Genomic DNA, 13,273 nt, shown 5'->3' with positions numbered 1-13,273 from the left:
GTGGCCGCGGTGGCGGGGGTGGGGATGTTCAGGCGGCGGCGCAGGTCGGCGTCGGTGAGAGTGGGCACCACGATGCGGTAGTCCGCGGCGCGGCCGTCCTCGACGGCTTGGGCGAGCGGGTACTCGAAGACCTTTGGGCCGTAGACGGCCTCGTTGTCCATGGAATTGGCGAACGCGTTTGCGGCCATTGCCGTGGCGCGGCGGCGCGGGCGGGTGGTGTCGGCGGACTCGGCCAGTTCCGGGGCGGCGAAGATGCGGGGGGTGGCGGTCATGTAGAGGCGGCGCTCCGCGTGGATCCGCTTCGCGTCGTTGACGATGGCCCACTTCTTGTCGGCGCGGCCGGCGATCCGGTGTGCCTCGTCCATGACCGCCAGATCGAATGGCGGCACCGCGTACTTCGTGCTCTGGGTTTGTTCGATCTTGTCTAGGGAGTCGTAGGTGCAGATCACCGTCAGCGCCGGAATCTGGTCCTCCCTCTCCCCCACCACCGACATCAGCGCGGCCAGTGCGTGCGGGTCGGTGGTCGACATGACGCGGGCGGCGACCAGGTCGTCACGGCCCGCGGCATCCAGGGAGGAGACGATCACCATGTGCTCGGCGTGCCCGTCTTGGCGCCAGGCCAGCGCCGTCTGGGCTGCCAGGTCGAGGGTGGGCACCACGAACAGCACCAGGCGTGCGCCGAGTTCGTCCGCCACCCGGATGGACACCAGGGTTTTGCCGGTCCCTGTCGCCGATACGTACAGCCCGCGCGTGCCCGCACGTCGCAGATGCCGCGCCAGCCGCTTGACGGCCTGGATCTGGTCGGCGAACAGCGGCCGCTTCTCAGGTCGGCCGGATGCGGCAACAGCAGCCACGGTCATGCAGGTCTTCCTCGGTCCGAAGCGGGACGGCGCCCCCGGGCAGGCCGGGGCGGTGAGGCCGTAGCGGGAGCTTCCAGGCGGGCACCATACCACTCCCAACTCTCTTCGTACGCTTGATGCACGAAGAATGGACGTGGAAGGTACGCGATAAGTTCGTTTCATGGGCTAGGGTGCGAGTGGAGGTATCTCATGTCCGAGTTGTTCGACGCGGTTGATGCGCTGGTGGCGTCGCGGTCTGCGTTGCCGCCGCCGGCGCAGCGCAAGCGGCTGCGTCAGGCCCATGCGCTCACCCTTGATGAAGTGGCCGCCGCTCTGGGCGTGCGGCGCGCGACCGTCGGCGACTGGGAGTCGGGCAGGACCGAACCGCGGCCGCCGCAGCGGGAGGCGTACGCGCGCCTGCTGGAGCAGCTCGCGCAGCTCTACCCGGCCCCCGCCGCCGAGAGCGTCGGCGCACTGCAGGAGGACAGCGCTGTGCCGGAAACGTTCACCGGCCCGGCGCCCACGGCGGCGCCTGTGCCCACGGGCGGGGAGCCCAAGGCCGCGGCCCAGAGCGCGTCCGGCAGCACCCCTCCCGCTGCCCGCACCGCTGTTCTGGCACCGGCTGCCGCGTCACGTGTGGCGCGTACCGCCCGCCCGTCGCAGACATCGCGCCGCCCGGGTGGGAAGAAGGCCGCCTGGGCGAACAACCCCGCGCCCGGCGGCGCGTACGCGCACGGTCCGCTGCTCGTCCTCGATGCCGGCGCCGGCCGGGAGGTGACCGGCTACGGCATCGGCGGCCTCATCCTGGACGTACCCGCCACGTCCCTGCCTGCCCTGGTCGAGTGGACGCTGAGCGAGGCGCAGCTGGGGGCTTTCAGGCTGCACGGCTGCGGGAAGGACGCCGACCCTCTTCTGGTCCTCACGCCGGCCGCGTGCGAGCGGTACGGCCTGCCGGCTGCGCTGTCGCAGGAGGAGCGGCTCGCCGGGCGGCTCGGGGACGGGCACAAGGTCATCAAGCAGCTGAAGCGTGCCGACTGGCAGCTCACCAAGCGCGGGTTCGGGCCCTGGGCGCGGATCTACCGCCCCGCCCAGGGCGGCCGACGGCGTTGCGTGCAGTTGTGCATCCCCTCGTGGCGCGCTCTTGATGACCGCGCCTGGGGCCATGCCGCGCAGCTTCAGCCGGCGCAGCTCGCCCGCGTGCTGGGCGTGTACGCGATGCGGGTGATGACGCCGGTCGGCTCCACCGCCGTCACCGGACTTGAACTGATGACCGCGCTGGGCCCGCCGACCCGCGCGAGCGAGCCGGACGCCGACGGCCGGCGGCACCGCGAGAGGCGGCCTGGGTCGCTGGGTACGGAGCCGATGGACCCGGCGCCGTGCGAGGCGACCGACGGACATCCCGTCCTGGCCGACCTGCCCCGGTTCCACGTGCGCGGCCCTGGCGAGAAGCTGTTCGAGGAGGCCTACGACTGGGCGCGGGATCTGACCGATGCCGAGTGCATGCAGCGCTACCTGGTCGGCATCGACGTGAACCTGGCCTTCGGCGCGGCCGCCAACGGCGCCCTCGTGGGCCTGGCATCGCCGCCCGTGCACGTCACCAACCCCATCTTCGATGCGGCGCTGCCCGGTTCCTGGCTGGTCGACCTCTCCCACGTCGACCTGGGCCGTGTGAAGGTCGCAAAGCAATGGCGTGAGCTCGACGGAGCGTTGCTGCCCAGCCCGTTCACCCCGACCGGCGAACGCCCCCAGGGCCCGGCCTGGTACGCCACCCCCACGGTGGCGTACGCCGTGGAGCTCGGCTACGACGTCACCCCGCTGGAGGCCTGGGTACGGCCGGAGGCCGGCCGGTTCCTGGACGGCTGGTACAAGCGGCTGCGCGACGCCTACGTCGCCACCATGGCGGACCTCGGCGTCACGGAGAACCTGACCCCTCACGAGTTCCTGAAGGCGATGGACGGCTACCGCAGCCGTGATGCGGAGATGGGAATCGTCCTGGACGCGATCAAGATGACCGTCAAGGGTGGCATCGGCAAGCTGCAGGAGAAGGCGCGCGGCGGCGGCTGGAAGCCGGGGCAGTCCTGGCCCGCTCTCGCCCGGCCGACCTGGCGGCCGGACATCCGTGCCACCGTCATCTCCCGGGCCCGCATCAACATGCACCGCAAGATGCTCAACCTGGCGGCGGCCACCGGCCGCTACCCGGTCGCGGTCCTGTCGGACTGCGCCGTGTACGCCGCCGACGGACCCAGCCCGCTGGATGTCCTGCCCTACGGCGCCGACGGCAAGACGGTGCCGGGCAGCTTCCGGCTGGGGGTCTCGCCGGGGATGGTCAAGCACGAGGGCACCCAGACCGTGCTGTGGGGGGCGGACGTGCTCGAACAGCTCAGCGCCGACGGCCGTGTCGCCAACCTCGCCCGCTACATCAAGACCGGCGAGCATGCCGCCAGGGATACCGGAGAGTAGGGGGATTAAGGGGCGATGGTCACGGTCGCGGAAGAACTCGACAGGGCGGTGCAGGGCGCGTTTACCCGACCCGTTCCCAAGTCGGCCGGGGCGCAGATGCGCTACCTCGTCACGAGGCACGGCGGCCGGACGAAGCCGGTCGCCGAACTGCTCGGCATCAGCCAACGCACCGTCGAGCGGTACGTGAAGAACAAGATCAAAACCCCCCGGCCGCAGGCTCGCCGACCGCCTCGAGCGTGAGGTCCGCGCCCGCTGGCAGCCACAGGTCCGCGCCCGGGCGAAGCAGGCCGCGGCCACCACCGGCGGCATCATGATCGATGTCCAGGCGAGGTTCGGCTACACCGCCGCCCCCGGCAGCACCGACCAGGCCCGCGTGCGTCACCTCACCCTCGCCCTGCCGCCCCGCCACGCCGCCCGTCTCCTTCAGGCCCAGGAGGCCGGCGTCAGCGAGGACGGGCTCCGCGAGATCGCCGCCGAGGCCCTGGGCGAGGTGTACTTCCGCGACAACGGCCGCCGCGCCCACGGCCTCGAAGTGGAGCTCACCGACCTGGTAGACCTCCAGTTCGAGCTGTAGGCGCGCCCCAGCCCCACCGGCCCGACCCGTTGTCGGCCTGGGGCATCGCCGGCCGGCTCCCTTCCGTGCGCCTTCAGCAGCGGTGCATCTATGACGTCTTGAGCCTCGCCAGCCGCTTCCGAGGACTACGGCCGCAAGGAGACGATGCCCCGCCGGCGTGGCGCACAACGCCCCGCGGCACCGGACGGCGCAGGACCGCGGGGCGGGCAGAACAGGCATGGCGGGGAGGCTTGTTGACCGAAACCAGTCGCTGCTGTGACGGGGCGGCGTAGCCTGCGTGCCGCTTGCGGATGACCGTGCGGCCGGGAGCCAGGGGTGCCTGACTGGACCGGTCACGGACATGGGTGGAGGGGCATGGGCGTACCCAAGGACGTCGTGGTGGTCCACCGGGATGCCGTGGGGCGCACGGTGAAGGTACCGGCTGCCCAGGCGGCCGATGTGCCACTGACGCGACGTGAGGCGGTGTGGGCACCGTCTCGGCACCCCTCCCAGCGCAGCATCGCCACCTGGTGGTGGTCGGCCACCACCGGCCGTCTCGTGGGGTGCCGGTCGCTTCAGAGGCTGACCGTGGCGATGCTGCTGGATTTCCACCCGCAGGTGGTGGACTTCCAGGCATGGTCGGCGCGGCTCGAGTGGCGGGAGGGGGGCCGGGAGAGGAGTCTGGTGCCGGACTTCTTCGTGCGCACCGCCTCCGGCGCGCTGGCCGTGGTGGCCTGTCCCCCGGCGACCGGGCCCAGCGCCCGCTTCGAGCGGCAGCTGACGGTGCTGCGTGAGGTCTGCCAGGAGGCGGGCTGGGAGCTGGGGGCGCCGCCGCGGCCGCCCGGCCCGGTGGCGCTGGCCAATGTGCGGTGGGTGGCGCGCTACCGGCATCCGCGCAACGGCGATGCGGCGGTGGAGCGGGAACTGCAGGCGGCGTTTACCTCTCCGTGCCCGCTGCTGGAGGGCATCACGGGCGCGGGGCTGCCGACGCTGACGGCACTGCCTCGCCTGTACCACATGCTGTGGCACCGGCGGCTGGGCATCGACTGGAGCGTGCCGCTGGGGCCGGGCTCGCTGGTGGGGCCGGTGGGAAGCGAGCCGCAGGCGATGCGCCAGCCCTACCAAGCCGAGGACCTGTGATGACCGCGGTGGCCACCAAGCCGCCGGTGACGCGGCACGCGCGGCGCGGGGTCCTGGCCCCTGGCGACAGCGTGCAGTGGCACGGCGGCCGCTACACCGTCACCGCCCTGTCGGGGGTGACCGTGCACCTTGCCCCGCAGGCCGGCAGCCCGCAGCCCCCGGCGGCCGTGCTGCTCGCGGCGCTGGCCGCGGCGGAGGACTTCGCGGTCCTGGACGGGGCGGGCCGGCCTCTCCAGCACACAGTGATGCCGGACTGGGCGCTGCTGCAGGGCATCAGCGAGGAAGCGGCCCGCGAGGCGCGGATCTGGGAGCGGCACGTCATCGAGGTCGACACCGGTCTGCTGCCCGGGGTGCCGGAAGGCTCCCCGCCGCGCGAGGGATACGACCCGCGGTGCACCACGCTCATCCAGCGCTACCAGGCCAAGGCCGCCGAACTGAGCGCCGTGCTGGGATGGAAGGTGTCGTGGCAGACCGTGCAGACCAAGCGGCTGAAGTACAAGGCGGAAGGCGCCTGGGGGCTGGTAGACAAGCGCCGCACCCGCAGCACGACACTGTACGGGCGCACCGACATCCGGGTGATGGACCTGCTGCTGGAGCTGGTCGAGGCCGGACGTAACGCGCCGCCGGGCAACGCGGTGAAGCTGTTCACTCAGCTGCGGCGCGCCGCGCGGGCCCGGTACGGGGCGGGGGTGAAGGTGCCGGCCGACTCCACGCTGTACAAGCTGCTCGAGCGCCTCGGCATCGACGCCAGGCGCCTTGATGGGCCGAGCGGCCGGCACAAGCGGTCGGCGGGCCGGCCCGCTCCGCCGTTCACGGTGACACAGGCGATCGCCCCGGGTGAGGTGGTGCAGATCGACTCCACCGATCTGGACGTGAAGGTCCTCGGTGACGACGGCCTGCCGGCCGCGGTCGAGCTGACGGCGGCCGTGGATGTGGCCACCCGCAGCATCATCGCCGCCGTGGTGCGCCCCAAGACGTCCCGCCGCCGGCGCCGGGGAGCACAGGCGCGGCCGGGGCTGATCTGCGCGCAGCGCAGTACCGGGCGGGCCACCAAGGCCGTGGACGCCTCCCTGCTGCTCGCCCAGGCCCTGACACCGGCCCCGATGCGGCCCGGTTTCAGTCCGCTGGCGCACGCCGGCGCCTCGCACCTTCCCTACGACGAACTCGTCGCCGCGGATGCGCGGTTCGCGCAGGCGGCCAGCCGACCGGTCATCGTGCCGGATCTGATCGTGATCGACCACGGCACGGTGTTCGCCGGGCGGACCTTCTTCGACGCCTGCGCCTGGCTGGGGATCTCGGTACGCCCGGCCCGGCGGCGTACCCCCACCGACAAGGCGATCGTCGAGCGCACCTTCGCCTCCATCAAGTCGATGTTCAGCCAGTGGGTGAACACCTACACCGGGCGCGACTTCACCCGTCGCGCGGCGGTGGTGGACGGCCAGCGGCTGTGGACGCTTCAACAGCTCGACGACCTGCTGCAGGAGTGGATCGCCCTGGGTTGGCAGAACCATCCGCACGAAGAGCTGCGCAGCCCCTACGACCCGAATCTTCCCCCGTTGACGCCGAATCAGATGTATGCGGCGTGTGTGCAGACCGCGGGATATCTGCCGATCCCCCTGGGGGAGGAGGACTACCTGCGGCTGCTGCCGACCGCCTGGGTCGGCGTCACCGACCAGGGCGTCCGCTTCAAGAACCGCACCTACGACCATCCCGCGAAGGATCCCAACGAGGGGCTGAACCCGTACCGGTACCAGCCCTCGGGGCTGCGCGGCAAGAAACGCGGAGGGTGGGAGCTGCGCTACAACCCCTACACCCCGGAGCGGGTGTGGCTGCGCGACCACCAGCGCGATATGTGGGTGGAGGCCACCTTCGTCCACCAGCATCTGATCGGCGCGCCGTGGACGCAGTACCTGTGGGACGTGGCCACCGCCGAGCACGTCGAGCGCGGCGGCCGCCGGGAGGATGAGGAGGCGATCGCGCAGGCCCTGGCGGAGCTGCTGGAGCGGGCCGGGCGCGGCCCCGATGAGCCGGGCACGGTCGCCGTCCCCGACGGCTACGGACCCCACCTGCCCCTCCCCACGCCCGCGCCGTTCGACCCATACGCCGGAGCCGCGCCGGTGGACCTGTCGGGTCTTCAGCCCCTGGGCAGCCTCGATGAGCTGGACGACATCGGCATGTACACAGCGACCATCCCCTCCCCCGCGCAACCGGCCGGCGACTGGCCTGCTGCCGACACATGGGGGCAGCTCACCACGCCTCATGGCACGCCGCTGTCCGCGGGTGCGAAGTCCCCGGGCAGCGAGGCGGACCTCGTCGCCCCCGCGAGCGGCGGGGAGGACTTCACCGACTGGTACTGGAAGGGCATGCCCGCCATCACCCCCCTGCCGCCGCTGGACGACGACGGCGGCAGCTGACCGACACCCGCTTTTCGCCCTGTGCTCCCGGACGAGTTGGACGGACCTATGAAGCCCGACACCGACGCCATCGACCTGCCCGCGTTGGCTGCGGCCCCGCTCCTGGCCCCGCCCGCCCCCAGGTGGCTGGATACCCGGCAGGCGTGGAAGGCGTTCGCCGCCCACCGCCCGCAGCCGCCGGACCTGGCCGACTGCGCGCCCCTGGGCAGCGACATCACCGACAGCGACCCCCGCCTGCTCTACCACGGCCAGATGCGCATGGTCCGCACCCCCGCCATCAGCCGGGCCCTGCCCGTGGTCCACCAGCAGATCCGGGCCAACCGCCAGCGCACCCACGGACGGATCGGCATCATCGTCGAAGGCCCCCGTGGCACCGGCAAGACCGTGCTGCTGCAAGCCATCGGCCTGCACTACGAACACAAGATCCAGCGCCTGTACGCGCCGGACGACAACCGGATCCCGGTGATCACCCTCAGCGTGCCCGCCCCAGGCCGCGGAGGCGCAAGGAACTGGCCGGCCGCGTTCGCCGCCTTCCTCGGGCTGGAGCGCGACGGCGGATCCGACCCCACCCGCTCCATCTGCCACGTCATGCGAGCCAGCGGCACCCTGCTCGTCCTCATCGACGGCATCGAACACCTACGGCCCGGGGCGGACACCGAGCAGACCTTCGACTACCTCGAGTACATCAGCGAGCAGACCGGGGCGACCTACATCTACTGCGGACGCGGCGCCCGCTCCATCGTGGACCCGATGACCCGGGACCGGGAAACCCCGCTCGAGGGGGGCGAGGAGCCGTGGGGTGACCACATGGTGCTGCGCACCCGGCGCATCGGGTTCAGCGACGAAGAACGGGCGGAGTTCACACAGATCGTCGACGTCTTCGACCGGGATTTGCGCCTGCACCACCACACCCTGGGCGAGCTGACCCGCCTCGCCCCCTATCTGCACAAACGGAGCAAGGGATACCTGCGGGCCCTGTCCCACCTGGTCTGCCAGGCCGCCCAGCAGGCCATGCTGACGAAGACCGAACGCATCACTGAAGAACTGCTGGACTCGCTGTACCTGGGGCGCAGCATCACCTTGTGACGGGTAGGGGGCGCGGGCACCGGCCGGTTTCACCCCTGGCTTCCGGTGCCGTCGGCAGGCGGTGGCAGGCGCCGTCGCCCGGCCGTGCCGCGCCGACTGGTACGGGCGAGCGAGACGTCCCACACCATGCGGAGCGTCTGAAGGGCCGTCCGCTCGGCTTCGGTGAGCTTCTGCGGCCAGCGGCGGTGCTTGTGGATGAAGGCGCCGAGGCGGACGGGGCCGATCCAGGTTTCCTCGACGTGCGCCCGCGGCACCAGCAGGTTCCCCTCGCGGGCGAGGTAGTTGGCCGCGGCGATCAGGCCGCGGCGGAACTCCTGCCGCTCAGGCGTGAGGAAGGGACCGGGGTACAGGCTGTCCACGTCGGGCGTGGCGCCGAGTTCGAGGAGCAACTGGGCCTGGGTGGGATCAAGGTCACCCCAGTGGTTCCGCTGGCGACTGAGCCACTGGCCCAGCGGTACACCGTCGCCGGTGCGGAAGTCGCCGGGCACATCCACGCTGCCGCCGGCCCGAACATGCGCCTTGGCGGCCGCGTAGGTGCGCCTCCACGTCAGCGGGAAGGGCGGGTTCCACCACGGGTCGATCGCGCACAGGGCCCGCTCCTGTTCGTCCGGGAGGGTGCCGGCTTTGGCCCGGGCGCGGCAGCCGGCCAGCCAGGCGCCGACGCGGTGGCCGCCGGCGGTGGCGGTTGTCGGGGCGGCCAGGTGCCCGTGCTCGTCGGCGTAGCGCCGCGCGTGGGTGAGCATGCGCTCGAAGGTGTGCTCGGGCGGTGTCCACAGCATGCCCAGCCGCTTCAGCGCGCGTATCTGGTCTGCCGGGATGCGGCCCAGGAGGTAGCGCAGGCGCTGGTTGACGATCCACTCCCCCAGCGCGAAGCCTTCGTCGTCGACGAAGGGCTCCGGCACGTCCAGATGCCGGTGCTTGGTGGCGTAGCGGGTGGCGGCGCGCAGGGCCTCCTCCCAGGTGCCGGTGGCGGGCAGCGTGATCTGAAGACCCAGGGCGGCGGCGAGTTCCGCGGCGCGCTCCGGCTGGCTGTAGTGCAGGCGGCGGCCCAGCACCCGCCCGCCGGGGCGGCGTTCAGGCAGCGCGATCCGGTCCAGGTAGGAGTCGTCATGGGCGCGCAGGGCCTGCAGGATCGACCACAGGGCGCCGAAGGAGGAGTTCTTCAGCAGCTTGCCCGGCGAAGTGCCGTCGGGCAGGTAGACCGGAATGACCAGGGTGGCGATCTTGCCGCTGCCCGGCGGCTGGCGCAGGGCCCGGCCGATCGCCTGGATCGCGTCGATCACGCTGTAGCGGGGATCGGCGAAGACCACCGCGTCGACCGCGGGCATGTCGACGCCCTCGTTGAGCACCCGCACATTGCACAGTACGGCCTTCTCGATCACCTCCTCGCCGAAGGCGGCCAGCACACCCCGGCGGTAGGCGGGGTCCTGCTCGCCGTCGATGGCATACGCCCACAGCTTCTCGATGCGCAGCGGCGGCGGCACCTGGGCGGCGGTGGCGGGCAGCGTCCGGGCAAAGTGGTGCGCGGCATCCACCCGGTTGTGGAAGACCAGCACACGCCGCAAGTCCTGCTCGGCCATCGCCCGCAGCACCGCCACCTGGATCGCTGCCGTCCGCAGCCCGTCGTGATGGGCGCTGGTGGCCGGGCGCCGCTCGGCCAGGATCGTGTGCAGATCGTCGTCGCCGACCACGGGCATGAGGACCTGGTAGTCGGCCAGGATCCCCTCCTCGATCGCCTTGGCCAGACCGAGGGTGTAGACGGTGGGTCCGAAGACGTCCTCGCGGTCCATCGTGGCGGTCGGCGCCCGCTCCACGAACTCCGCCAGCTCCTGTGGCGCCTGGCCGTTCCAGATCCTCGGGGTCGCCGTCATGTACAGACGCACCTTGGCCGGCACGAGACCGTCATCGTGGACCTTGCCCCAGCCCTCCCCCACCCCCATACACGTACGGTGCGCCTCATCGGCGATGACCAGGTCCCACGACGGCAGCGCGAACAGCTCATACGCCCGGATGATCACATGCAGCGAGTCGTAGGTGGCGAAGACCGCCAGCGGACCGCCGGCAGTCAGCGCCATCGCCACACGCAGGGGGTCGTTCGTCATCACCGCCTCAGAACGGGGCAGCCCGCTACGGGACTGCGGCAGCGAACACACCCCCAGCGCCAGCCCCTGGTACCCGGCCTGCCGCCAGCGGGAGACGGTCTGGGTGACCAGCGCGAGCGTGGGCATCAGCACCAGCACCGCACCCGATGGGGCCACCTGCTCGGCGGCCCGGCAGGCGATCAGCGTCTTACCCGTACCGCACGCGGCCACCACCGTCATCCGCCGCTCACCCCGCCGCACCGCACGCCGGATCGCAGCCAGGGCCTGAACCTGATGCGGAAACAGCTTCATGGCTGTCTCTTCGGTGTCGGACACGAGCGGCCGGACTTCCTTGCGGGGACACAATGCGCCGATCATCAGGTGATCCGCGCGCGGGAACTGTACAAGCCCGACAACGCAACAGCGCCGAGAATCGGCCAACTCCAGTGGCTCCCGGTGCCACTTGGCCTTCGTAGAGCGCCGAAGGCGCCACGTGCAGCCGACCCGTTAAGAAGAAGACACAAGCCGCCACAGCGGACCACCGCCACGGACGTTCGATGAGGAAGGACACACACGGCCATGCCGAAGGCCCCGCGCAAGAAAAGGACCCGCACACGCACCAGCTGGCGGCCCGCCCGGGCGCTGCCGCGACAGGTCCGGTTCATCGCCGGGGAGTCCACCGGCTCCTTCGCCCGGCGCCTTGCCGCGGAAAACGGCCTTCAGCCCGAGGAGTTCTGGCCACTGGTCGGCGACGGCAACCAGATCTTCGACCCCCGCTACTCCGAGGCCTACCTCAACGCCGCAGCCCTCGACCGCCTGGCAGGGCTGACCGGACGCGACACCGCCACCCTGCAGTGGCCCCTGCCCAACCTGCGCCCCCACCGCCTGCTGGACACCGGACCCGGCCCGGTGTGGCGCTGGCCCTGGGACGCCACCTCCGGCTACCTGGTACGCGCCTGCGAACTGTGCGCCCACACCAAAGGCACCGCCGAGAACGCCTACCTGATCTCACCCACCACCTGGCAGGTCTGCACCCGCCACCACCGCTGGCTGGACAACCGCCGCGAGGAACACGCCGCCTCCATCCCCCTGCACACCCTGCCCGACATCATCCACGCCCACCAGCGCCAGCTGACCCTTCAACGCCGCCTGGGCGAATCCGGGCGCGTCCTGTTCGCCGACGCCTACGCCATCGCCGCCTACTGGTGGAACCTGCCCGCCCTCTCCCCACCCGCCTGGCGCAAGCGCCAGAACCACATCGGTCCGGCCGGAGCCGACGATGTCCGCTGCGCCCCGCTCGTCCTCTACCCCGAAGCCGTACACCTGGCAGAAGCCATGGCCGCCCGCGAACGTCGACGCCTGCGCGGCCCCCTCACCCCCACCCAGGCCGGCCTGTGGCTCCACCACGTCGCCGGCTTCCTCGAGGACTGGCGGATGCCCGCCGACCTCGCAATCCAGCCCGTACTCCTGTGGGCCGCACGCCACCAGGACCCCGACCCCGCACCCCGGCAGACAAGCCCTCGTCCGGCACGCGGCCGCTACCGCCGCCTCCCCCTCCCCCACCCCCACACCACCCAGCCCATCGACACCACACTGCCCGAACTGTCCTGCCTCCCCTGGCAGATCGGTGAGCTCCTGCGCTCCAGCCTCTCCCCCGCACCCGGCGGATGGACCCTCACCGGCCGAGCCTGACCCCGGCCCGGCCAGCTCCCAGATGCCAGGAAATTATCTGTGCAGTTACGACATCCCAAGTGCATTCACAACATCGCAGGTCACCGCGATACAGGCGCGACACTGAATCATCGACAAACGCCTATACCACCTGATCACCCACCTGACAGCGACCTCTCACCAACCTCTCCGCCTACCAACAACACCCCAGCTCACAGAGCTGCTGATGTCGCAACTTCACAGATAACTGACAGGCGCACGCTCGTGTTCCACCACGTTGTGAAGGAGGCCGAAGCCTTCGCGGCCGGCCTCCCCGACGTCGCCGCCCGGCTGCACGCATCCGACCCCGAGCTGTACCCGAAGACGATCTGGGCGAACTGGCTGTGCGGCGACCACAAGCCGCTCCACCGCCGCCGGCTCCTGGGCGAGTTCGCGGCCGGGATCGCCACGGACGGCACCGTCGTGGAGAAGTGCTTCCTGTGCTCGGTGAAGGTCCTGGGCGAGGGCGTCGACACCAAGAACTGCGACTCCGTCTACTGGGCCGACGTACGCGGCTCCATGCCCGACCTGGTCCAGGCCGTGGGCCGGGCGCTGCGGATGCAGCCGGGCGAGGGCAAGGTCGCCTCGCTCGTGGTGCCCGTGCTGCTCGGGCCGGGCGAGACGGCCGACAACATGCTGACGAGCCGGGCGTTCGGCGGGCTGGCCAAGCTCCTGGAGGCGCTCCGGGCGCACGACGCGCGGATCGTGGAGAACCTCGCGGAGCAGCAGGCCCCGAGCCGCTACAAGCCCGTCAGCAAGGACGACAGCGGCAAGAGCACGGGCGGGAGCGGCGAGGGCTCCGGAGGCGTCAGCGCCCCCGCCAAGGCCCTGCTGAAGTTCTCCACGCCCCGCGACCCGGCCGCCCTCGCCGCGTTCATCAACCTGCGGGTCCTCAACCCGGAACACGAGCACTGGCGGCGCGGGGTTGAGGCCGCCGTCATCTACGCCCGCGAGCACGGCGACTTGAAGGTGCCGTTCACGTTCCGGGTG

7 protein-coding genes and 2 pseudogenes are annotated in these 13,273 nt (G+C 71.4%); 7 read left to right on the top strand and 2 right to left on the bottom strand.

The window, feature by feature from the left end; all coding sequences use genetic code 11:
- The coding region (locus QK442_RS35525) for a DEAD/DEAH box helicase family protein (RefSeq protein ID WP_282698267.1) at positions 1 to 860 on the bottom strand (860 nt) is incomplete at its 3' end.
- Between the two features lie 189 nt (positions 861 to 1,049).
- Here QK442_RS35525 and QK442_RS35520 point away from each other — a divergent pair.
- The 5 genes and pseudogenes from QK442_RS35520 to QK442_RS35500 all read left to right on the top strand — a co-directional run bounded on the left by QK442_RS35520 (position 1,050) and on the right by QK442_RS35500 (position 8,492).
- Positions 1,050 to 3,299, top strand: a complete 2,250-nt coding sequence (locus QK442_RS35520; protein WP_282698266.1) for a helix-turn-helix transcriptional regulator — start codon at positions 1,050 to 1,052, stop codon at positions 3,297 to 3,299.
- A 15-nt stretch (positions 3,300 to 3,314) separates the two neighbouring features.
- Positions 3,315 to 3,873, top strand: a pseudogene (locus QK442_RS35515) (XRE family transcriptional regulator).
- A 354-nt stretch (positions 3,874 to 4,227) separates the two neighbouring features.
- Complete coding sequence (locus QK442_RS35510; RefSeq protein ID WP_282698265.1) at positions 4,228 to 4,992, top strand: TnsA-like heteromeric transposase endonuclease subunit; 765 nt, start codon at positions 4,228 to 4,230, stop codon at positions 4,990 to 4,992.
- Complete coding sequence (locus QK442_RS35505) at positions 4,992 to 7,406, top strand: hypothetical protein (protein ID WP_282698264.1); 2,415 nt, start codon at positions 4,992 to 4,994, stop codon at positions 7,404 to 7,406. Before QK442_RS35510 ends, QK442_RS35505 begins: the two co-directional genes overlap by 1 nt.
- Positions 7,407 to 7,454: 48 nt before the next feature.
- Positions 7,455 to 8,492 carry an AAA family ATPase gene (locus QK442_RS35500; protein WP_282698263.1) on the top strand — a complete coding sequence of 346 codons (1,038 nt, stop codon included), beginning with the start codon at positions 7,455 to 7,457 and terminating at the stop codon, positions 8,490 to 8,492.
- A 29-nt stretch (positions 8,493 to 8,521) separates the two neighbouring features.
- Here the strand turns inward: QK442_RS35500 and QK442_RS35495 are convergent, their stop codons facing one another.
- Complete coding sequence (locus tag QK442_RS35495) at positions 8,522 to 10,885, bottom strand: DEAD/DEAH box helicase (protein ID WP_282698268.1); 2,364 nt, start codon at positions 10,883 to 10,885, stop codon at positions 8,522 to 8,524.
- Between the two features lie 267 nt (positions 10,886 to 11,152).
- Between QK442_RS35495 and QK442_RS35490 the strand changes: the two genes are divergently transcribed.
- Both QK442_RS35490 and QK442_RS35485 read left to right on the top strand, forming a co-directional pair.
- Positions 11,153 to 12,265 (top strand): TniQ family protein, encoded by a 1,113-nt coding sequence (locus tag QK442_RS35490; protein WP_282698262.1) that lies wholly within the window; start codon positions 11,153 to 11,155, stop codon positions 12,263 to 12,265.
- A gap of 231 nt (positions 12,266 to 12,496) precedes the next feature.
- Positions 12,497 to 13,273: pseudogene (locus QK442_RS35485) on the top strand (helicase-related protein); the annotation flags it as partial.

Source organism: Streptomyces sp. CC208A, from assembly GCF_030010625.1.
Classification (GTDB): domain Bacteria; phylum Actinomycetota; class Actinomycetes; order Streptomycetales; family Streptomycetaceae; genus Streptomyces.
The sequence above is the reverse complement of the archived record's forward strand: the minus strand, read 5'-3'. Positions and strand labels throughout refer to the sequence as shown.

Excerpts from the sequence above, each read along its gene's own strand:
- QK442_RS35500 (WP_282698263.1), top strand. The coding sequence starts at position 7,455 with ATGAAGCCCGACACCGACGCCATCGACCTGCCCGCGTTGGCTGCGGCC.
- QK442_RS35490 (WP_282698262.1), top strand. The coding sequence starts at position 11,153 with ATGCCGAAGGCCCCGCGCAAGAAAAGGACCCGCACACGCACCAGCTGG.
- QK442_RS35505 (WP_282698264.1), top strand. The coding sequence starts at position 4,992 with ATGACCGCGGTGGCCACCAAGCCGCCGGTGACGCGGCACGCGCGGCGC.
- QK442_RS35520 (WP_282698266.1), top strand. The coding sequence starts at position 1,050 with ATGTCCGAGTTGTTCGACGCGGTTGATGCGCTGGTGGCGTCGCGGTCT.
- QK442_RS35495 (WP_282698268.1), bottom strand. The coding sequence starts at position 10,885 with ATGAAGCTGTTTCCGCATCAGGTTCAGGCCCTGGCTGCGATCCGGCGT.
- QK442_RS35510 (WP_282698265.1), top strand. The coding sequence starts at position 4,228 with ATGGGCGTACCCAAGGACGTCGTGGTGGTCCACCGGGATGCCGTGGGG.